The 21468-nt window shown below is 64.9% G+C and carries 16 protein-coding genes and 1 tRNA gene; 14 read left to right on the top strand and 3 right to left on the bottom strand.

From position 1 onward, the window contains the following. Window positions 1-284 precede the first annotated feature (284 nt). Both ABIC21_RS00985 and ABIC21_RS00980 read left to right on the top strand, forming a co-directional pair. Window positions 285-1700, top strand: coding sequence for an ATP-binding protein (locus ABIC21_RS00985; protein ID WP_354348559.1), 1416 nt, complete (start codon window positions 285-287; stop codon window positions 1698-1700). Beyond that, on the top strand, window positions 1697-2368 hold the full coding sequence (locus tag ABIC21_RS00980) for a LuxR C-terminal-related transcriptional regulator (RefSeq protein ID WP_354348558.1): 672 nt from the start codon (window positions 1697-1699) through the stop codon (window positions 2366-2368). Before ABIC21_RS00985 ends, ABIC21_RS00980 begins: the two co-directional genes overlap by 4 nt. Window positions 2369-2569: 201 nt before the next feature. On the opposite strand, the gene ABIC21_RS00975 is transcribed toward ABIC21_RS00980, so the two are convergent. Next, window positions 2570-3787, bottom strand: coding sequence for a pyridoxal phosphate-dependent aminotransferase (locus ABIC21_RS00975; protein WP_354348557.1), 1218 nt, complete (start codon window positions 3785-3787; stop codon window positions 2570-2572). A gap of 323 nt (window positions 3788-4110) precedes the next feature. On the opposite strand from ABIC21_RS00975, the gene ABIC21_RS00970 reads away from it, so the two are divergent. The 9 genes from ABIC21_RS00970 (at window position 4111) to rplL (ending at window position 10708) form a co-directional block, all read left to right on the top strand. Beyond that, window positions 4111-4183: transfer RNA gene (locus ABIC21_RS00970), tRNA-Trp, on the top strand. A 78-nt stretch (window positions 4184-4261) separates the two neighbouring features. Then, entirely contained in the window at window positions 4262-4546 is a 285-nt protein-coding gene (gene secE / locus ABIC21_RS00965) for a preprotein translocase subunit SecE (protein WP_354348556.1), read from the top strand. A 115-nt stretch (window positions 4547-4661) separates the two neighbouring features. Continuing rightward, window positions 4662-5495 (top strand): transcription termination/antitermination protein NusG, encoded by an 834-nt coding sequence (gene nusG, locus ABIC21_RS00960; RefSeq protein ID WP_354348555.1) that lies wholly within the window; start codon window positions 4662-4664, stop codon window positions 5493-5495. A 130-nt stretch (window positions 5496-5625) separates the two neighbouring features. Beyond that, window positions 5626-6057 (top strand): 50S ribosomal protein L11, encoded by a 432-nt coding sequence (gene rplK, locus ABIC21_RS00955; RefSeq protein WP_018773647.1) that lies wholly within the window; start codon window positions 5626-5628, stop codon window positions 6055-6057. A 140-nt stretch (window positions 6058-6197) separates the two neighbouring features. Beyond that, window positions 6198-6905, top strand: a complete 708-nt coding sequence (gene rplA, locus ABIC21_RS00950) for a 50S ribosomal protein L1 (RefSeq protein ID WP_104172017.1) — start codon at window positions 6198-6200, stop codon at window positions 6903-6905. 91 nt (window positions 6906-6996) lie between these two features. Continuing rightward, window positions 6997-8106 carry a GNAT family N-acetyltransferase gene (locus ABIC21_RS00945; protein ID WP_354348554.1) on the top strand — a complete coding sequence of 370 codons (1110 nt, stop codon included), beginning with the start codon at window positions 6997-6999 and terminating at the stop codon, window positions 8104-8106. A 125-nt stretch (window positions 8107-8231) separates the two neighbouring features. Further along, entirely contained in the window at window positions 8232-9341 is a 1110-nt protein-coding gene (locus ABIC21_RS00940) for a GNAT family N-acetyltransferase (RefSeq protein WP_354348553.1), read from the top strand. Between the two features lie 310 nt (window positions 9342-9651). Beyond that, window positions 9652-10260 carry a 50S ribosomal protein L10 gene (gene rplJ, locus ABIC21_RS00935; protein ID WP_307465590.1) on the top strand — a complete coding sequence of 203 codons (609 nt, stop codon included), beginning with the start codon at window positions 9652-9654 and terminating at the stop codon, window positions 10258-10260. A 73-nt stretch (window positions 10261-10333) separates the two neighbouring features. Continuing rightward, window positions 10334-10708 (top strand): 50S ribosomal protein L7/L12, encoded by a 375-nt coding sequence (gene rplL, locus ABIC21_RS00930; protein WP_024365995.1) that lies wholly within the window; start codon window positions 10334-10336, stop codon window positions 10706-10708. 181 nt (window positions 10709-10889) lie between these two features. On the opposite strand, the gene ABIC21_RS00925 is transcribed toward rplL, so the two are convergent. After that, window positions 10890-11414 carry an aminoacyl-tRNA deacylase gene (locus tag ABIC21_RS00925; protein WP_354348747.1) on the bottom strand — a complete coding sequence of 175 codons (525 nt, stop codon included), beginning with the start codon at window positions 11412-11414 and terminating at the stop codon, window positions 10890-10892. A gap of 20 nt (window positions 11415-11434) precedes the next feature. Then, the gene (locus tag ABIC21_RS00920) at window positions 11435-12634 is read right to left on the bottom strand and encodes an acetyl-CoA C-acetyltransferase (protein ID WP_354348552.1); all 1200 of its coding nucleotides are present in this window, start codon (window positions 12632-12634) and stop codon (window positions 11435-11437) included. A gap of 410 nt (window positions 12635-13044) precedes the next feature. On the opposite strand from ABIC21_RS00920, the gene rpoB reads away from it, so the two are divergent. From rpoB to rpsL, 3 genes are all read left to right on the top strand, one after another. After that, window positions 13045-16563 (top strand): DNA-directed RNA polymerase subunit beta, encoded by a 3519-nt coding sequence (rpoB, locus tag ABIC21_RS00915; protein ID WP_354348551.1) that lies wholly within the window; start codon window positions 13045-13047, stop codon window positions 16561-16563. Between the two features lie 119 nt (window positions 16564-16682). Then, window positions 16683-20582 carry a DNA-directed RNA polymerase subunit beta' gene (locus tag ABIC21_RS00910; protein WP_354348550.1) on the top strand — a complete coding sequence of 1300 codons (3900 nt, stop codon included), beginning with the start codon at window positions 16683-16685 and terminating at the stop codon, window positions 20580-20582. A gap of 511 nt (window positions 20583-21093) precedes the next feature. Next, window positions 21094-21468 (top strand): 30S ribosomal protein S12, encoded by a 375-nt coding sequence (gene rpsL, locus ABIC21_RS00905; protein WP_011692814.1) that lies wholly within the window; start codon window positions 21094-21096, stop codon window positions 21466-21468.

Genomic DNA, 21468 nt, shown 5'->3' with positions numbered 1-21468 from the left:
GCAGGGTGGCGGAGGTGTCTGCCGGCTGATCCGTCGGCCGTCCTGTATTTATCCCTGTTTCTTGCCCTGCATTTTGCCCTGTTTCTTGCCCTTCGGGCCGACCTGCGTTGCCGTTCGAAGGGTCGGTGCCTTCATCGGGGTGCTCAGTGTGCGGATTCATACTTCGATCCTCCCGTCCGTGGCGAATCCGCTCTACTGGGGAACACCCTGAACTGTCCCTGAGTCACCCCCGGTTCGGGCTGAAAACGGGTCCGGGGGACCCTGATTCATGTTTGGATTGAGTCATGACAACCGCAGCCTCCCGCCCGCCGCTGGTCCGCGGCAGCGACCGGGTGATTGCCGGGGTGTGTGCCGGCCTCGCCCGGCATCTGGGCTGGCCGGTGCGGATGGTCCGCCTCGGCATGGCGGTGGCCGCGCTCGCCGGGGGCGCCGGCGTCGCCTTCTACGCCTGGCTCTGGATTATGGTTCCCACCGCGGACGAAAGCGCCAAGCGCGACGCCCGCCAGCCGGCGTCGCCGATTGCCCCGGCGGTCAGCGCACCGTTCGGGGCCCCGCTTGCCGAGCTGCACGCCGGCCCCCTCACGGCAGCCACCTTCCCGGCGCCGGCCGGGGCCGGGCGAGGGGCAGGGGGAGCGGCAGCAACCCCGCCGGCCGGGGCGGTCCCTGCCGATTCCTGGCGGAGCAGGGTCACCGGCATGCGCTACGGCAAGGAGATTCTGCTCGGGGCGGGCCTGCTGCTGGCCGCCGGCATCCTGATCGCCCGCCTGCTCGGCGTTGATGTTCCGCTCGGGACGCTCATCCCGGTTGCGGCCATCCTCGGCGGCGCGGCCATCGCCTGGATGCAACTGGACGAGACCCGCCGGGCAGGGCTCGTGGACAAGACAAAAGCGGACCAGGCCGGCGGCTGGGCCCGTCTCGCGGCCGGTCTGGCCCTCGTCGTGTCCGGTGTCCTGGTCATGGTGTCCGGCTCCGGGTCCTGGGAACAGACCTGGCTTGCCCTGCTGTCCTCGGTGGCGGTGCTCGGCGGCGTGGCCCTGGTCCTTCTGCCCTGGGGGCTGAAATTCTGGCGCGACCTGGAGGCGGAGCGGGCAGGCCGGGTCCGCGCGACCGAACGGGCCGAGATTGCCGCCCACCTGCACGACTCCGTGCTGCAGACGCTGGCCCTGATCCAGCGGCGCGCCGGGAACGAGACCGACGTCGTCCGCCTTGCCCGTGCCCAGGAGCGTGAGCTGCGGGGCTGGCTGTACCGGGATCCGGGCAAGGAAGCCGGTCAGCTGTCCGAGGGCATCAAGACCGCGGCGGCGGAAGTCGAAGACTCCCTGGGCCACGCCGTCGAAGTGGTCACGGTAGGCGACTGCGCCATGACCGAGCGCCACGAGGCACTCGTGCAGGCCGCCCGTGAGGCCATGCTGAACGCCGCCCGGCACGGCGGCGGCGCCGTGTCGGTCTACCTGGAAGTCACCGATGGCGCGGCAGAGGTCTTCGTGAAGGACCGCGGTCCCGGCTTCGACCCGGACGCCGTCCCCGCTGACCGGCTGGGAGTCCGCGAGTCGATTGTCGGCCGGATGAACCGCCACGGCGGCACCGCCACCATCATCAGCACCCAGGACGGCACCGAGGTGCGGCTCAGGCTGCCCCTGACAGCGGGAGCAGCCGCCGGGGCTGCCGGCACAAACAGCAACGGAGAGGCAACACTGTGAACACCGAAGCGGGGAGCCCGGCCCCGGGGATCCGGGTGGTGATCGTGGACGACCACGCCATCTTCCGGTCCGGGCTGAAAGCGGACCTGGACCCGGACATCGTCGTGGCCGGCGAGGCCGGAACCGTGGAGGACGCCGTCGCCGTGATCGCGGCCGTCCGCCCCGACGTCGTGCTCCTCGATGTCCACCTGCCGGGAGGGCTCGGCGGCGGCGGGCGCGAAGTGCTGGCCGGCTCCGCGCCCCTGCTGGGCAGCACCCGGTTCCTGGCCCTGAGCGTCTCGGACGCGGCCGAGGACGTTGTTTCGGTGATCCGGGCCGGGGCCCGCGGCTACGTCACGAAGACCATTTCCGGGGCGGAAATTTCCGACGCCGTCCGCCGCGTCGCCGGCGGGGACGCCGTCTTCTCGCCCCGGCTGGCGGGTTTTGTGCTGGACGCCTTCGGGACCGCCCCGGCGGACATTGCCGACGACGAGCTGGACAAGCTCTCCGCCCGCGAACTCGAGGTGATGCGGCTCATCGCCCGCGGCTACAGCTACAAGGAAGTCGCCAAGGAGCTGTTCATCTCGATCAAGACCGTGGAGACCCACGTCTCGGCGGTGCTGCGCAAACTCCAGCTCTCCAGCCGGCACGAACTCACGCGCTGGGCCGCCGAACGCCGCCTCCTTTAGCCAAGGACCCCGACGCTCCCGCAGCTGTTGCGGTCTTTTTCGGGACGCTCCCTCACTTCCCGCAGCCAGACGACAAACGCTCCCGCAGGATCTGCGGGAGCGTCTGAAAGAATCCGGCAGGATCTGCGGGAGCGTCTGAAAGAATCCGGCAGGATCTGCGGGAGCGTCTGAAAGAATCCGGCAGGATCTGCGGGAGGGTTGCTACTTCGCCTTGCCGAGGAAGTCCTGCAGCCGGGCGACGCCGGTGGCCAGGTCCTCGTCACCCAGGGCGTAGGAGAGGCGCAGGTAGCCGGAGGGGCCAAAGGCCTCGCCGGGAACCACGGCCACTTCGACCTCATCCAGGATCAGGGTGGCCAGCTCCGCCGACGTCGACGGCCGGACGGGACCGTTCGCGGACGGGAACTCCTTGCCGAGCAGGGCGCGGACGTCCGCATAGACGTAGAAGGCGCCCTTCGGCGTCGGGCATTCGACGCCCTCGATGGCATTCAGCCCGGCCACGATGGCTTTGCGGCGGCGGTCGAACGCGACTTTCATTTCGTAGACGGCGGTGAGCGGCCCGGACACCGCGGCGATGGCAGCGACCTGCGGGATGTTGGAGACGTTGGATGTGGCGTGCGACTGCAGGTTGGTGGCGGCCTTGATGACGTCCGCCGGACCGATCATCCAGCCCACGCGCCAGCCGGTCATGGCGTAGGTCTTCGCGACACCGTTGAGGATGACAACCTTGTCGCCCAGTTCCGGGACGGCCGTGGCAATCGAGGTGAAGGGCACGCCGTCGTAGGTCAGGTGCTCGTAGATCTCATCCGTGACCACCCACAGGCCCTTGGCGGCGGCCCACTGGCCGATTTCCCTGACCTGTTCCGGCGAGTACACGGCGCCGGTGGGGTTGGAGGGGGAGACGAAGAGCAGGATCTTGGTGCGGTCCGTGACGGCGGCCTCAAGCTGCTCCACCGTGACCAGGTAGCCCTGCTCCGGTCCGGCGAAGACCTCGACCGGGACGCCTCCGGCGAGACGGATGGCCTCCGGGTAGGTGGTCCAGAACGGCGTGGGCACAATGACCTCGTCGCCCGGATCCAGCAGCGTCGCGAAGGTGTTGTACACGGCCTGCTTGCCGCCGTTGGTGACCAGCACCTGGGCTGCCTCGGCCTTGTAGCCGGAGTCGCGGAACGTCTTGTCCGCGATGGCCTGCTTCAGCTCGGGCAGGCCGCCCGCCGGCGAATAGCGGTGGTACTTGGGCTGGCTGGCGGCTTCGATGGCTGCCTGCACGATGTAATCGGGGGTCGGGAAGTCCGGTTCGCCGGCGCCGAAGCCGATGACTGGCCGGCCGGCCGCCTTCAGCGCCTTCGCCTTGGCATCAACAGCCAACGTGGCGGATTCGGCTATGGCGGAAATACGCTGTGAAATGCGGGCGGCAGGCATCGCGGGTCCATTCTTCGCTAGCAGCTTCGGTGGCTGTTTGTGGGATTCGACGGAACCTACTCTATGCTGTTCACCGGATCGTCCGCGGTGCCGGCGAGGAAATATGACCGCATGTTGGTCAGATGGTTTTCGCGCCAGGTTTTTCGACGAGTTTCGCCGCATGTTCGCCGGTGTTTCTCGGTGCGGTGAAGGGTCCGGCGGGGGGCCGGTTCGACGTAGGCGCAGTTGTTGCGTAGACTGGTTCTCCGGTGTTGAAAACACGATGATGGTCTGCGCCTCAGGGAAGCCTTGGGGAAACGGGCCGGAACAGTTTTTCGCTCCATAGGGTAGTGGCGCAATTGGTAGCGCAGCGGTCTCCAAAACCGCAGGTTGCAGGTTCGAGTCCTGTCTGCCCTGCGCAAGCTGTTCCGGTTTCTCCGGAACAAGCGCAGCAACCATGGTTCAGTTCAGAGCCGGGTATCCGACATTGCGAGGATGAGTGAGGACCAGGTGACCGAAACGGCTGCAAGCAGCTCCAGTGGCCGCCCCGCCAAGAATGCCCCCAAGGCAGGCTTCTTCTCTCGAATCGCGCTCTTCGTCCGCCAGGTCATCGGCGAACTGAAGAAGGTCGTTGCACCGACCCGCAAGGAACTGATCAACTACACCCTCGTGGTGCTGGTGTTCGTGGTCATCATGATGGTCATCGTCACCCTGCTGGATCTGGCCTTCGGGACCGCAGTTGGCTGGGTCTTCGGCGGCACGGGCCCCACGGACAGCTAGGTCGACCGGTCCGCAGACTGCGTGGATTACCACCGGGATTCCGGGGGTTCCGCGGGGTGTGCGGAATTGAGTCATTTAAATAGGCATGTTAGGCAATGAGGAAGCAGGAGACCAAGTGTCTGAGCAGGAGCTCGAGGTAACTGAGACTGAGCTGGATAAGAGCCAGGGCGCCGCGGTGGAAGCCGCGGAAGAGTCCGAGGCTGTGTCTGCTGCGCCCGAATCCGACGTCGCTGACGAGGCCGTAGACACGGCAGAAGCTGACGAATCCGCCGAGGCAGAATCCGCCGGCGAAGAGTCAGCCGACGACGAGTCGGGCGACGCGCTGGCCGCTGCTGCCGCCGCCGCCGAGGTCGATCCGGCCGATGAGTTCAAGGCCAAGCTGCGCCGCCAGGAGGGTGACTGGTACGTCATCCACTCCTACGCAGGCTACGAGAACCGCGTCAAGGCCAACCTTGAAACCCGCATCCAGACCCTGGACATGGAAGATTACATCTTCGAAATCCAGGTTCCGATGGAGGAAGTCGTTGAGATCAAGAACGCTCAGCGCAAGGTCATCAACCGCGTCCGCATCCCCGGTTACGTCCTGGTCCGCATGGACCTGACGGATGCCTCCTGGGGCGCCGTCCGCCACACCCCCGGCGTCACCGGCTTCGTGGGCAACGCCCACAACCCGGTCCCGCTGCGCCTCGACGAGGTCTTCTCCATGCTCGCCCCGGTCTTCGAAGAAGAGCAGGCCGAGAAGGGCAAGCCGGTCAAGCACGCCGCCGCGCAGGTCGACGTCGACTTCGAGGTTGGCGAGTCCGTCATCGTCAAGGAAGGTCCCTTCGAGACCCTTCCGGCCACGATCTCCGAAATCAAGGTGGATTCCCAGACCCTCGTGGTGCTGGTCTCCATCTTCGAACGCGAGACCCCGGTCACGCTGGCATTCAACCAGGTCAGCAAGATCTAGTTATCCCCACAGAATTCGCCCCGGACTGCCCGCTTTAGCAGCCAGGGGCGGCCGGCCGCCTCGCCATGGCGGCCACCAACCTGAGGCACGCTCCTGTGTCCCAGGACGTAATTGAGAGAAGGACCCTACATTGGCTCCCAAGAAGAAGGTCACCGGCCTCATCAAGCTGCAGATCCAGGCAGGTGCCGCTAACCCGGCCCCGCCGATCGGTCCTGCGCTTGGCCAGCACGGTGTCAACATCATGGAATTCTGCAAGGCGTACAACGCTGCGACGGAAGCCCAGCGCGGCAACGTTATTCCGGTTGAAATCACGGTCTACGAGGACCGTTCGTTCACGTTCATCACCAAGACCCCGCCGGCTGCAGAGCTCATCAAAAAGGCTGCAGGCGTCGCCAAGGGTTCAGCTACCCCGCACACCGTCAAGGTTGCCAAGCTGACCCAGGCCCAGGTCAACGAGATCGCCACCACCAAGATGGAAGACCTCAACGCCACCAGCCTGGAAGGCGCCGCGAAGATCATCGCCGGCACCGCCCGTTCCATGGGTATCACCGTCGAAGGCTAATAGCCTTCCCCGCCGGGCAACCGGCACCACATAAACATTGAGATGTTGGACATCCGGAACGGACAACCCGTTCGAGGTTCCAACTGTGGCAGGGCCCAGCGCGGTCCGCAGACCACAACTGCACAAGGAGAATAAGCAGCATGGCAAAGCGCAGCAAAGCATATGAGGCAGCCGCAGCCAAGATCGACGCGGAGAAGTTCTACGCGCCGTTCGAGGCAGTGACGCTGGCCAAGGACACCAACCCGTCCAAGTTCGACGCCACCGTTGAGGTTGCTTTCCGCCTGGGTGTAGACCCGCGTAAGGCTGACCAGATGGTCCGCGGCACCGTTAACCTGCCGCACGGCACCGGTAAGGTCGCCCGCGTCCTCGTTTTCGCAACGGGCGACAAGGCTGAGGCAGCAATCGCAGCCGGCGCCGACTTCGTTGGTTCCGACGACCTGATCGAAAAGATCGCAGCCGGCTGGACCGACTTCGACGCCGCCGTCGCCACCCCTGACCTCATGGGCAAGGTTGGCCGCCTCGGTAAGGTCCTGGGCCCGCGTAACCTGATGCCGAACCCGAAGACCGGCACCGTGACCGCTGACGTCGCCAAGGCCGTCAACGACATCAAGGGCGGCAAGATCGACTTCCGCGTCGACAAGCACTCGAACCTGCACTTCATCATCGGCAAGGTTTCCTTCGACGCCCTTAAGCTGGCCGAGAACTACGCAGCCGCTCTGGAAGAGGTCCTGCGCCTCAAGCCGTCCGCTTCCAAGGGCCGCTACATCCAGAAGGCCACCGTCGCCACCACCTTTGGCCCGGGCATCTCGGTTGACCCCAACGTCACCAAGGTCCTGACCGAGGTCTAAGCTTCACCTGGTTCACAGCACCACAGGAAAGACCGTCCCGCCTCCGCGGGGCGGTCTTTTCTGCGTTCCGGGCACCGGCTACGCTGTCCCGGTGACTGCACCGCCGTACTGCATCGAACGCCTCCTCCTGCCGGACGCCCTCGAGTCCCCGGACGCCGGGAACTTCCTCGAATTCAGCAAGCTCAGCGACGCGCTGGTGCTGGAGACCTGGGGGAACCTGGACCGTGCCACCCCTCCCGGGGCCCGCCTCCGGTACTGGAGGGACGACGCCTACAAACGCATGCAGCTCTTCTTTGTCCGCGACGGCGGCCGGATGGTCGCGCGGTCCTGGATCCGTTACGAGCTGCAGGAGAACCTCGGCAGCGCGCTCGTCCATGTGGACGTCCTGAAGGACTTCACCGGCCGCGGGATCGGGCGGACCCTGCTGGCCCATGCCGAAGCGCTGGCGGCCGCTGACGGCCGCACCGTCCTGATGTCTTTCACCGAGCACCCTGCCGACTTCGACGCCGAGGGTCCGGATGTCCTCTGTCCCGCCACCGGGACCGGTGCGCTGCCGGCGTCGGCGCGCGCTGTCCGGTTCGCGCAGGAAGCGGGCTACCAACTGGAGCAGGTGGAGCGGTTCAGCTCCCTGGCCATGCCGCCGGCTCCGGCAATGCTGGACGCCCTGGAGCGGGAGGCGTTGGCCCGGGCCGAAGCGTACGAGCTGGTCACGTGGACCGACCATTGCCCGGAGGAATACGTGGAGCAGCTCGCCGTGCTGATGTCCCGGATGAGCACGGACGCGCCGACGGGTGGGCTGAGCTATGACGAAGAGACCTGGGACGCCGCCCGCGTCCGGCATGTTGAGGACACCTGGACGCAGGCCGGAAACATCTCGCTCGTGACCGCCGCACGGCACCGCGACAGCAATGAACTGGCGGCGTACACCGTGCTCGAACTGGCGCCCAGCAAACCGTGGCTGGCGGACCAGGACGATACCCTGGTCGCCGCCAGCCACCGCGGGCACCGCCTGGGCATGCTCGTCAAGATCCGCAACCTCCGCCGCCTGCTCGCCGAGTACCCGGCGGTGGAACGCGTCAACACGTTCAACGCCGCGGAGAACGACCATATGCTCGCCATCAACGTGGCGCTAGGATTCCGCGCCGCCGGCTACGACGGCGAATGGCAGCGGACCGTCGACGCCGCCGTCCGGGGGTCGTAGCGGGTCGGGCGGACGTCGGACGATGGAACGCCGGCGCAAACCGGCATATGCTGACCGTGGAAGCCCTGTTCCTGCAGGAAATCCGGTACCCGTAGATGGCAGAACAGCTGGGGATGATGCCCGTTATGGCAAACGACGTACGGATTGAACAGCTGTGGATCCCCGATTCGCTGGACGGGCCGGAGGCCGCCGACTTCATTGCCGCCGTCGAAGTGGGCCGCAGGGTGCGCATGCAAACCTGGGGCAGCGACGATCTTGCCTACGCTCCGCAGGAGAAACTGCTGGAGATGGCAGACCCGTACGAACGCCAGGTGATTCTTGTGGCAAAAATCGGTGGGGAGATCGTCGGGACCGTCGACATCGCGCTGCCGCTCTCAGAGAACCTCGACCTGGCCGAATTCGCCCTGGACATCCTGCCGGAGTTCCAGGGGCGGGGCGTGGGCCGGCAACTGCTCGAGGCCGCGGAGCACTTTGCCCGCGACGAGGGCCGCCACACCATCCTGATCGACACGAACCATCCGAGCTCCTCGCTGGGGGACAGCGAAGCCGGGCAGCTGGTGCCCGGCACAGGCCTCGGCTTCGTACCGATGGACAGCCGGGAGGTGGAGTTCGCCCGCCACAGCGGCTACACCCTTCAGCACATCGAACAGTTCAGTGCCTGTGCGCTGCCGCTGGACAGCGTGCTCGTGGAGGAGCTGCAAACGGAGGCCGAGGAAGCCAACGGCGGCCGCTACCGCCTGCACCATTGGACGGACCGGTGCCCGGAGCAGTGGCTCGAGGCGGTCGCGGCGCTGGAAAACAGCGCGGGCGAAGACGGCGTGCCCGGCGTTGAGGACACGGACATGGTGTTCGACGGCGGCATCCTCCGTGAGGCGGAAGACGTCGCCATCGCGCAGGGCCGCCGGACGGTGGTCACCGCCGTCGAACACATCGAAAGCGGTGAACTCGTGGGCCTGACCACCATCAGCGTCCTCGCGCTGCGCCCCGACGTCGTGTTCCAGGACGACACCGTGGTCCTGCGGGAGCACCGGGGCAACAAGCTGGGCCTGCTGATCAAGGTCGCGAACATGGAGCGGCTGTCCGAGCAGTTCCCGGATGCCCGGGTCCTCTACACCTGGAACGCGCCGGAAAACCGGTACCTGCTCAAGGTCAACCTGCAGCTGGGATTCGCCACCGCCGGCGTGACCGGGATATGGCAAAAGGAACTTCCCAACTTCGGCCCCAGCAACAGCTGAACCGGGCCCGGACCGCCCGATTTGGAGCACACGCCTCGATTCGCGTAAGCTGGGGGGACCAAAGACCGTCGGTTGTTGGAAATCCACTCTCCCAAGCAAGACTCACTTCTGCAGTCGCGCCGGGAGAGCCAGTGGATCTCCAGACGAAGGACCCTGAACATAGGGCGGCCGGCGCAGGTGAACGAAGCAAAGCTCCGCAGTCATGGACTGCGTCGAGACAAGCCCCGTGCATCTGCGCGGGGCGTTTTTAGTTTTTAGCTCTTTTGAGCGGGGACCGGGAAACACCGGCACTATCCCCGGAAGGAGGGTTATGGCAACGCCTAGCAAGGTTTCAGCAGTAGCTGAGATCACTAACGATTTCAAGGAATCGAACGCCGCTGTCCTGACCGAATACCGTGGGCTCACCGTTGCACAGCTCAAGCAGCTGCGTGTCTCTCTCGGCCAGGACACCAAGTTCTCGGTCGTCAAGAACACCCTGACCGCTATTGCAGCCAAGGAAGCTGGTGTCGAAGCATTCGACGGCCAGCTCGCCGGCCCCACTGCAATCGCGTTCATCAAGGGTGACGCAGTTGCCGCTGCCAAGAGCCTGACGGATTTTGCCAAGACCAACAAGCAGCTGGTTATCAAGACCGGTTACTTCGAGGGCAAGGCACTGAACGCCAGCGAAGTCGCTGCCCTGGCAGCACTCGAGTCCCGCGAGCTGCAGCTCGCCAAGGTTGCAGGCATCCTCAAGGCTCCTGCTGCCGCCGCTGTACGCATCATCGACGCGCTGCGCCTCAAGCTTGAAGAAGAGAACGGCGCACCGGCTGAAGCCGAAGCGCCCGCCGCTGACGAAGCCCCGGCCGACGCTGCAGCAGAAGCTCCGGCTGACGCCGCCGCTGAAGCTCCGGCCGATGCAGCAGCCCCCGAAGAGAACTAACTCTCTAAACCAGACTCCGGTGCGAAGGCACGGCTCCGGCCGCCGAGCACCACTATAGGAAGGACGCCACACCATGGCGAAGCTCACCAACGAAGAGCTCATTGAAGCTTTCAAGGAACTGACCATCATCGAGCTCTCTGAGTTCGTAAAGCTCTTCGAAGAGACCTTCGAAGTTACGGCTGCTGCTGTTGCAGTTGCTGGCCCCGCTGCCGGCGGCGCTGCAGAAGAAGAAGAGCAGACCGCATTCGACGTCATCCTGGAGCACCCGGGCGACAAGAAGATTGCAGTCATCAAGGAAGTTCGCGCAATCACTTCCCTGGGCCTCAAGGAAGCAAAGGACGTTGTTGACAGCGCTCCGAAGGCCATCCTCGAAGGTGTCACCAAGGAAGCTGCCGAGAAGGCTGTTGCACAGCTCGAAGAAGCCGGCGCTCGCGTTACCCTCAAGTAACTCGCCGCTTCAGGAACTGTCCGGGAACCCCGCGTTCCCGTTCCGCTCCGGGAAACCCCGTCCACTCCGGTGGGCGGGGTTTCCTGCGTTAAGAACACCAACGCGGGGGAGGAGTTAACCCGGTCGGGTTAGATAGCCGGGCCGGGGCCGGGTCATTCCCGGGTGGGCCGTCCCGGGCGGGTCAGTTCGGTTCGGAGATGTCCGCGACGACGGCGGCGAGGGCTGCGGTCAGGGCGTCGGCGTCCACGAAGGCGCTGAAGCCGTGTTCACCGGCACCCATGGAAATCCTGCGCCCGCTGATGGTCCGGTCCGCGTACACCGGCCAGGCCACGGTGCTGCCGAGCGGGGTGATCGTGCCGCGCTCGTAGCCCGTGGCGGCCAGGGCCACGTCCGCCGTCGGAAGGGACAGCTTGTTCACCCCGATCAGCGCGCGGAGCTTGGGCCAGGAGATCTGCCGGTCGCCCGGAACCAGGGCAAACAGGAAGCTGCCGTCCTTGTGTTTGACCACGAGGGACTTCACGATATCCCCGGGCTGGATCCCCAGGATCCGGGCCGCCTCCTCCAGGCTGTTCGCGGCAAGGCGCTCGACCAGCTGGACGCTGAGCCCGCGGGCGGCGGCGTCAGCCAGGAACCGCTCCCGGCCGGCGCCGCCCCCGCCGGCACCGCCACCGGCGGCACTGCCGTCTGACAAGCCCTGCCCGGGCATCACGGGGTCCGGCATGGCACTCAGTCGCGGTACAGCAGGAGCGCTTCGCCCTGGCCGCCGCCGCCGCAGAGGGAGACAGCGGCCTTGCCGGCGCCGCGACGCTTCAGCTCGTGCGCCGCGTGCAGGGCGAGGCGGGCACCGGAGGCGCCGATCGGGTGGCCCAGGGCGATCGCGCCGCCGTGGATGTTGCACTTCTCCAGCGGGTAGTCGAGGTCCTTGAGTGACTGGACGGCAACGGAACCGAAGGCCTCGTTGATCTCGATGAAGTCCAGGTCCGCGGCGGACCAGCCGGCCTTCCGCAGTGCGCTCTTGATCGCGTTGGAGGGCTGGGAGTGCAGCGAGTTGTCTGGGCCCGCCACCTGCCCGGGTTTCCCGACGACGGCGAGGTACTCCAGGCCGTTGTCCTCGGCAAACTTCCGCGAGGACAGCACAAGGGCGGAGGCGCCGTCGGACAGGGGAGAGGAGTTGCCGGCGGTGATGGTGCCGTCCGTGACGAACGCCGCGCGCAGCCCGGCCAGTGAACCGACGGTTGTGTCGGGCCGGAGGCCTTCATCCGCGGCCAGGATGATCGGGTCCCCCTTGCGCTGCTTCACGCTGATCGGGGCGATTTCGCCGTCGAACACGCCGTCCTTGGCGGCGCGGGCGGCGCGCTGGTGGGACGCGGCCGCCACCTCGTCCTGGGAGGTGCGGTCGATGCCCAGCGTGAGGTTCTTGGTCTCGGTGGACAGGCCCATGGACTGCCCGTCGAACGCGTCGGTCAGGCCGTCATGGGCGGCGACGTCGAGCGCCTGGATGGAACCGTAGGTCCAGCCCTGCCGGGAACCGGGGAGGAGGTGCGGCGCGCGGGTCATGGACTCCTGGCCGCCAGCGACGACGACGGTGGCGTCGCCGCTGCGGATCATCCGCGCCGCGTCGATCACCGCAGTCAGCCCGGAGAGGCAGACCTTGTTGATGGTCACGGTGGGAACGTTCCAGCCGATGCCGGCGCCGATGGCGCTCTGGCGGGCGGGGTTCTGGCCTGCCCCCGCCTGCAGGACCTGGCCCATGATCACCGAGTCCACCTGTTCGGCCTTCACCCCGCTGGCGGCCAGGGCCGCGCGGATTGCGTGCGCGCCGAGCTCCACGGCCGTGAAGCTGGCGAGCTGCCCGTTGAGGCGTCCCTGGGGCGTGCGGGCGGCAGCGAGGATGACAACATCATTGTTGTCTGCAGAGTTGCTCATGGTTTTCTCTTCCGATCTTGAACGATATACAGCAAGGTTATCGTGACCCCCGTCACCGAGCCATCCGCCAGTGCAGGCCTGCCGGTGGGGCGCCGGGATCCGAGGGCTTTATACCCCATCCGGGAGGTGGGGCCGGTGCTTGCAATCCCGGACGAAGTGGGGTAGACAAGTAGGTTGCTTTGCCGTATCGTAGATATTTGCGTCTTCCCTGTTTACCTTCAGCCTTCATATAGCGGTGGGCTTAGCCTGGCAGCTGGGCCATCAATGTGCCGTCAACAACGGCACCAGCATGGTCAGCGCGGGTCCCGGGTCATATAGCGGAACCGGATTGGTAGCACTGCGGAGTCACTCCGCAGGGTGCATAACGGGGGAGATCTGAAAACGCCTGAAGGTCTGTGGAAGGATCCCTCTTGGTCGCCTCGAGCACCTCTAATGTAAACAACGCTGCAACCGCTATCAATGCCGACAGCACCGACGGTGCAACCCGCCGGCTCTCATTCGCAAAGATTCACGAACCTCTTGACGTTCCGAATCTGCTTGCCCTGCAAACCGACAGCTTTGACTGGCTGGTCGGAAACGAACGCTGGCAGGCACGCGTAGCCAAGGCCGTCGAAGAAGGCGACCTCAGCGTCGCCACCTCCTCGGGTCTGTCCGACATCTTCGAAGAGATCTCCCCGATCGAGGACTTCCAGGGCACCATGTCCCTGAGCTTCTCGGAGCCGGAGTTCGCTGATCCGAAATACACGATGGCCGAGTGCAAGGACCGGGACGCAACGTACTCGGCTCCGCTGTACGTCAAGGCCGAATTCATGAACAACAACACGGGCGAAATCAAGCAGCAGACCGTGTTCATGGGTGACTTCCCGCTGATGACCGAGAAGGGCACCTTCGTCGTCAACGGCACCGAGCGTGTCGTTGTCTCGCAGCTGGTCCGCTCCCCGGGCGCCTACTTTGAGCGCACCGCCGACAAGACCAGCGACAAGGACATCTTCACCGCGAAGATCATCCCGTCCCGCGGCGCCTGGTTCGAACTCGAAATCGACAAGCGCGACCAGGTCGGCGTTCGCCTCGACCGCAAGCGCAAGCAGTCCGTCACGGTGCTGCTGAAGGCCCTCGGCTGGACCGAAGGCCAGATCCTCGAAGAGTTCGGCCAGTACGACTCCATGCGCGCAACGCTGGAGAAGGACGCCACCGAAACCCGCGAAGACGCCTTGCTGGATATCTACCGGAAGCTGCGACCGGGCGAGCCGCCCACGGTCGAGGCTGCCCAGTCCCTGCTGGACAACCTGTACTTCAACTCGAAGCGCTACGATCTGGCCAAGGTTGGCCGTTACAAGATCAACCGCAAGCTCGGCATCGACCGCTCCCTTGGCGACAAGGAAGCGTCTGTCCTGCACGTTGAAGACATCGTCGCGATGATCAAGTTCCTCGTTGCCCTGCACGCCGGTGAGAAGACCCTCACGGGCAAGCGCGACGGCCAGGACCACGAGCTGCGCGTTGAGATCGATGACATCGACCACTTCGGCAACCGCCGCATCCGCGCCGTCGGCGAGCTCATCGAGAACCAGGTCCGCACCGGCCTGTCCCGCATGGAGCGCGTTGTCCGCGAGCGTATGACGACCCAGGACGTCGAGGCCATCACGCCGCAGACGCTGATCAACATCCGCCCCGTCGTGGCAGCGATCAAGGAGTTCTTCGGAACGTCCCAGCTGTCCCAGTTCATGGACCAGAACAACCCGCTGTCGGGTCTGACCCACAAGCGCCGCCTGTCGGCGCTGGGCCCGGGCGGTCTGTCCCGTGACCGTGCAGGCATGGAAGTCCGAGACGTTCACCCGTCCCACTACGGACGTATGTGCCCCATCGAAACCCCTGAAGGCCCGAACATTGGTCTGATCGGTTCGCTGGCTTCCTACGGACGCATCAACCCGTTCGGTTTCATCGAGACCCCGTACCGCCTTGTGGCCGAGGGTGTTGTCTCCGATGAGGTCCAGTACCTCACGGCAGACGACGAAGCAGAGGTCCTGATTGCCCAGGCCAACGCTCCGCTCGACGCGAACAAGAAGTTCGCCGAAGAGACCGTCCTGGTCCGCGCCCGTGGTGGTGGAGGCGAGCCCGTGCTGGTTCCCGCCGCCGACGTCGAGTTCATGGATGTTTCCCCGCGCCAGATGGTGTCCGTGGCTACCGCCCTGATCCCGTTCCTCGAGCATGACGATGCTAACCGCGCACTCATGGGTGCCAATATGCAGCGCCAGGCCGTGCCGCTGGTCCGTTCCGAGGCGCCGTTCGTCGGCACCGGCATGGAACGCGCCGCAGCCGTCGACGCCGGTGACGTCACCATCGCGAAGAAGGCCGGTGTGGTCACCGAGGTTTCCGCCGAGCTCGTCATCATGCTCAACGATGACGGCACGGAAACCAACTACCGGATCAACAAGTTCGCCCGCTCCAACCAGGGCAACTGCTACAACAACCGCGTTCTGGTGAGCGAAGGCCAGCGCCTGGAGGTCGGCGGCATCATCGCTGACGGCCCGGCAACGGACCAGGGCGAACTGGCCCTCGGTAAGAACCTGCTCGTGGCATTCATGTCATGGGAAGGCCACAACTTCGAGGATGCCATCATCCTGTCCCAGCGCATCGTGGCTGAGGACGTTCTTTCCTCCATCCACATCGAGGAGCACGAGATCGATGCCCGCGACACCAAGCTTGGTGCCGAGGAAATCACCCGTGACATCCCCAATGTGTCCGAGGAAGTCCTGGCAGGCCTGGACGAGCGCGGCATCATCCACATCGGTGCCGAGGTTGAAGCCGGCGACATCCTGGTCGGAAAGGTCACGCCCAAGGGCGAGACCGAGCTGACCCCGGAAGAGCGCCTGCTGCGCGCCATCTTCGGTGAGAAGTCCCGCGAAGTGCGCGACACCTCCCTGAAGGTCCCGCACGGCGAGTCCGGCACCGTTATCGGTGTCCGCGTCTTCGACCGCGACAACGACGACGAACTGCCCCCGGGCGTCAACCAGCTGGTCCGCGTCTACGTCGCTGCCAAGCGCAAGATCACCGACGGCGACAAGCTCGCCGGCCGTCACGGCAACAAGGGTGTTATCTCCAAGATCCTCCCGATCGAGGACATGCCCTTCCTTGCCGACGGTACCCCCGTTGATATCGTCCTGAACCCGCTGGGTGTTCCGGGCCGTATGAACGTCGGCCAGGTGCTGGAAACGCACCTCGGCTGGGTTGCCAAGACCGGCTGGAAGATCGAGGGCGAGCCCGAGTGGGTCAAGCAGCTGCCGAACCTGCCGCGCGAGAGTGGCTCGACCACTGTTGCAACGCCGGTCTTCGACGGTGCGCGCGAAGAGGAAATCACCGGTCTCCTCGACTCCACCAACGTCACCCGCGACGGCGTCCGCCTGATCAACTCCTCAGGCAAGACCCGTCTGTTCGACGGCCGCTCCGGCGAGCCGTTCCCGGATCCGATCTCGGTCGGCTACATGTACATCCTGAAGCTCCACCACCTGGTGGACGACAAGATCCACGCGCGCTCCACCGGCCCGTACTCCATGATCACGCAGCAGCCGCTGGGTGGTAAGGCACAGTTCGGTGGCCAGCGCTTCGGTGAAATGGAAGTGTGGGCGCTCGAAGCTTACGGCGCCGCCTACACGCTCCAGGAGCTCCTCACGATCAAGTCGGATGACATCCATGGTCGTGTGAAGGTCTACGAAGCCATCGTCAAGGGCGAGAACATCCCGGAGCCGGGCGTTCCTGAGTCCTTCAAGGTCTTGATCAAGGAAATGCAGTCGCTGTGCCTGAACGTGGAAGTTCTTTCCACGGACGGAACCACAATTGAAATGCGTGACTCTGATGACGCAGTCTTCACGGCTGCGGAAGAACTGGGCATCGATCTGTCTCGTGCAGAGCCCAGTTCCGTAGAAGAGGTCTAGCAGGTGGTGTACGGGGAAAAGCAAGCGGCCCCGCCGCGCTGTCTTTTCCCCGTGCACCCCTCCCTCTTCCCGTAACCCAAGACTTCAGAATTTAGAGAACAAGAGAGAACAGGGACCATATGTCCAGCGAATCCTCCTTCGGCCTCATGCAGATCGGCCTCGCCACCGCGGAAGACATCCGTGGCTGGTCTTACGGCGAGGTTAAGAAGCCGGAAACCATCAACTACCGCACGCTCAAGCCTGAGAAGGACGGCCTCTTCTGCGAGAAGATCTTCGGCCCGTCCCGCGACTGGGAGTGCTACTGCGGTAAGTACAAGCGCGTGCGCTTCAAGGGCATCATCTGCGAGCGGTGTGGCGTTGAGGTCACCCGCGCAAAGGTCCGCCGTGAGCGCATGGGCCACATCGAGCTGGCCGCCCCGGTCACGCACATCTGGTACTTCAAGGGTGTTCCGTCCCGTCTGGGCTACCTCCTTGACCTGGCACCGAAGGACCTCGAAAAGGTCATTTACTTCGCTGCCTACATGATCACGAGCGTCGACGCCGACAGCCGCCACGAAGAACTGCCCAACCTCCAGGTTGAGCACGACATCGAGAAGAAGCAGCTGATCGACAACCGCGACTCGGACATCGCCACGATCGCCCGCGACCTCGAGAACGAGCTTGCCCGTCTCGAGGGCGAAGGCGCCAAGGCTGCCGACAAGAAGAAGGCCCGTGACTCCGCTGACCGCCAGATGGCCAACGTCCGCAAGCGCGCGGATGCTGAAATCGAGCGCCTCGAGCAGGTCTGGGACCGCTTCAAGAACCTCAAGGTCGCTGACCTTGAGGGTGACGAAGGCCTGTACCGCGAACTGCGCGACCGCTACGGCATGTACTTCGAAGGCTCCATGGGTGCCGAAGCGATCAAGAAGCGTCTTGAGAACTTCGACATGCAGGCCGAGTCGGACATGCTCCGCGACATCATCGCCAACGGCAAGGGCCAGCGCAAGACCCGCGCCCTGAAGCGGCTCAAGGTGGTCAACGCGTTCCTGACGACCAACAACAGCCCGCTCGGCATGGTGCTGGACGCAGTCCCGGTGATCCCGCCGGAACTGCGCCCGATGGTCCAGCTGGACGGTGGCCGCTTCGCGACCTCCGACCTCAACGACCTCTACCGCCGCGTGATCAACCGGAATAACCGCCTCAAGCGCCTGCTTGATCTCGGTGCCCCGGAGATCATCGTCAACAACGAGAAGCGCATGCTTCAGGAAGCTGTTGACAGCCTCTTCGACAACGGCCGCCGCGGCCGTCCGGTCACCGGACCGGGCAACCGTCCGCTGAAGTCCCTGAGCGACATGCTCAAGGGCAAGCAGGGTCGTTTCCGCCAGAACCTCCTGGGTAAGCGCGTTGACTACTCCGGCCGTTCCGTGATCGTCGTCGGCCCGCAGCTGAAGCTGCACCAGTGCGGCCTGCCGAAGCAGATGGCGCTGGAGCTCTTCAAGCCGTTCGTGATGAAGCGCCTGGTTGACCTCAACCACGCCCAGAACATCAAGTCGGCCAAGCGGATGGTCGAGCGCTACCGCCCGCAGGTCTGGGATGTCCTCGAAGAGATCATCACCGAGCACCCCGTGCTGCTGAACCGTGCACCCACCCTGCACCGTCTCGGCATCCAGGCGTTCGAACCGCAGCTTGTTGAAGGCAAGGCAATCCAGCTCCACCCGCTGGTTTGTGGCGCCTTCAACGCTGACTTCGACGGCGACCAGATGGCAGTCCACCTGCCGCTGAGCCCCGAAGCGCAGGCTGAGGCCCGCATCCTGATGCTGTCCTCGAACAACATCCTGAAGCCGTCTGACGGCCGACCGGTGACGCTGCCTTCGCAGGATATGATCATCGGCCTCTACCACCTGACAACGAAGCGTGTCGGTTCAGCTGGCGAGGGCCGGATCTTCTCCTCCGTCGCGGAAGCCATCATGGCGTTCGACCTGCACGAGCTGCACCTGAACTCCCAGGTCAAGATCCGGCTCGAGGGCTTTGTTCCTTACGCCGGCTGGGAAGCTCCGGAAGGCTACGAGCCGGGTCAGACCGTGCTCGTCCAGACGTCCCTGGGCCAGGTCCTCTTCAACGAGACGCTTCCCGCGGACTACCCGTGGGTTGAGAACGTTGCCGACAAGGGCGAACTGTCCACGATCGTCAACGACCTCGCAGAGCGTTACCCGAAGGTGGTCACGGCGGCAACGCTGGACAACCTGAAGGATGCCGGTTTCTACTGGGCCACCCGGTCCGGTGTCACCGTCGCCATCTCCGACATCGAGGTGCCCAAGGACAAGCCGCGGATCCTCGCCGGTTACGAGACCATGGCTGCCAAGATCCAGGGCCAGTACGACAAGGGCCTGATCGACGACGACGAGCGTCGCCAGGAACTGATCGAGATCTGGAACAAGGCAACCAACGAGATCGCCCAGGCGATGCGTGACAACCTGTCCCCGATGAACACCATCAACCGCATGGTGTCCTCCGGCGCACGTGGTAACTGGATGCAGGTCCGCCAGATCGCGGGTATCCGTGGCCTGGTGGCCAACCCTAAGGGTGAGATCATCCCGCGTCCGATCAAGTCCTCGTACCGCGAGGGCCTGTCGGTGCTGGAATACTTCATCGCCACGCACGGTGCCCGTAAGGGTCTGGCTGACACCGCGCTGCGTACCGCCAACTCGGGTTACCTGACCCGTCGTCTGGTGGACGTGTCGCAGGACGTCATCGTCCGCGAAGAGGATTGTGGCACCGAGCGCGGTCTCATGACCGCCATCGCGGTCGCGGACTCCAACGGCGAGCTGGTCCTGGACGAGAACGTCGAGAACAGCGCGTACGCCCGAACCCTGGCCGTGGATGTCGTTGACTCCAAGGGCAAGGTCCTGGCAGCAGGCGGCACCGACTGCGGCGACGTCGTTATTGCCGAACTGTTCGCAGCCGGCATCACCGAGGTCAAGGTCCGCTCCGTACTCACCTGTGAGTCCAGCGTCGGCACCTGCGCCCTGTGCTACGGCCGTTCGCTGGCCACGGGCAAGACCGTCGACATCGGTGAGGCAGTCGGCATCATCGCCGCACAGTCCATCGGTGAGCCGGGTACCCAGCTGACCATGCGTACGTTCCACACCGGTGGTGCTGTTTCCTCCAGCGGTGGCGACGACATCACCCAGGGTCTGCCCCGTATCCAGGAGCTCTTCGAAGCCCGTACTCCGAAGGGTGTCGCGCCGATTGCTGAAGCAGCCGGCCGCATCACCATCGAAGAGTCCGAGCGCCAGATGCGCCTGGTCATCACCCCGGATGACGGATCCGAAGAGATCGCTTACCCGGTCCTGCGCCGTTCACGTCTTCTCATCGAAGACGGCGAGCACGTCAGCGTCGGCCAGAAGCTCATCAACGGTCCGGTCGACCCCAAGCAGGTTCTGCGCATCATGGGCCCCCGTGCCGCGCAGAAGTTCCTGGTGGACGAGGTCCAGGGCGTGTACCGCAGCCAGGGCATCGGTATCCACGACAAGCACGTCGAGGTTATCGTCCGCCAGATGCTGCGCCGCGTCACGGTCATCGAGTCCGGCGAATCGGACCTGCTGCCCGGCGAGCTCGCCGAGCGCAGCCGCTTCGAAGATGCCAACCGCCGTGTTGTGTCCGAGGGCAAGACGCCGGCGTCCGGCCGTCCCGAGCTCATGGGCATCACCAAGGCGTCCCTGGCGACCGAGTCCTGGCTGTCCGCAGCTTCCTTCCAGGAGACCACCCGCGTCCTGACGCAGGCGGCCATGGAAGGCAAGAGCGATCCGCTGCTTGGCCTCAAGGAAAACGTCATCATCGGTAAGCTGATCCCGGCCGGCACGGGTCTCCCGCGCTACACCGAGGTCACCGTGGAGCCCACTGAAGAAGCAAAGGCCAACCTGTTCACCGGCCCCAGCGCGTTCAGTGACTTCTCCTACGATTCCCTGGGCGGCGACGGAGCTCCTGAGTTCCACGCCATCCCGCTGGATGACTACGACCTGGGCAGCGACTTCCGCTAACAGGCACGGCAGCCCCTGCGGCCGCCAGCGCTTTCCCAGGATGGTCCCGCACCGCAAGGTGCGGGACCATCCCCGTTTAAACCCATCGATTGCTCCAGCAGCGCCCTTTAGAGCCCCCAAAACGGCGTTTACGGAGCAGTCGATGGGGGAGGGGGCGCCGGAGGGGCGATGGGGAGGAGGGGCCTGGTTCCGCGCCGATTAAGGGCTGGGACCCGTCCGTGTTAGAGTTGAGACTAATTGTTATTGTGGCAGTGGATGAGTGCGCCGGTTGTAGCTGAGAGGCTGGGCCAGGACGACGTTTCCGGTTTGCAGGGTTCTTGTGCAACGTATGCCACATTTTCGCATGCCTAGGGGCAATTCAGGATGAAAGTCCGTGGGCCCCGGCGTGCGGTCCGACTATTAAGGCTTCGCCTCAGCTGCTCTGGAGAGAACTTCAAAGCTCGAGCGGCAGGGCGCAGCGACAAGAGAGCGGCCGCCAACGGCCGCTCCGGATAAAACGGAGAACACGAGAGTGCCTACGATTAACCAGCTGGTCCGCAAGGGCCGCACGCCGAAGGTCAAGAAGACCAAGGCCCCCGCGCTTAACGGCAGCCCGATGCGCCGCGGTGTTTGCACCCGCGTGTACACGACGACCCCGAAGAAGCCGAACTCGGCTCTGCGTAAGGTTGCACGTGTGCGCCTCAACGGCGGCGTTGAAGTTACCGCGTACATCCCCGGTGTAGGCCACAACCTGCAGGAGCACTCCATTGTGCTCGTCCGCGGCGGCCGCGTTAAGGACCTTCCGGGTGTCCGTTACAAGATCGTCCGTGGCGCCCTCGATACCCAGGGTGTCAAGAACCGTAAGCAGGCTCGTAGCCGTTACGGCGCAAAGATGGAGAAGAAGTAA

The organism is Pseudarthrobacter sp. PvP090 (assembly GCF_040547365.1).
In the GTDB taxonomy this organism is placed as follows: Bacteria; Actinomycetota; Actinomycetes; order Actinomycetales; family Micrococcaceae; genus Arthrobacter.
The sequence above is the reverse complement of the archived record's forward strand: the minus strand, read 5'-3'. Positions and strand labels throughout refer to the sequence as shown.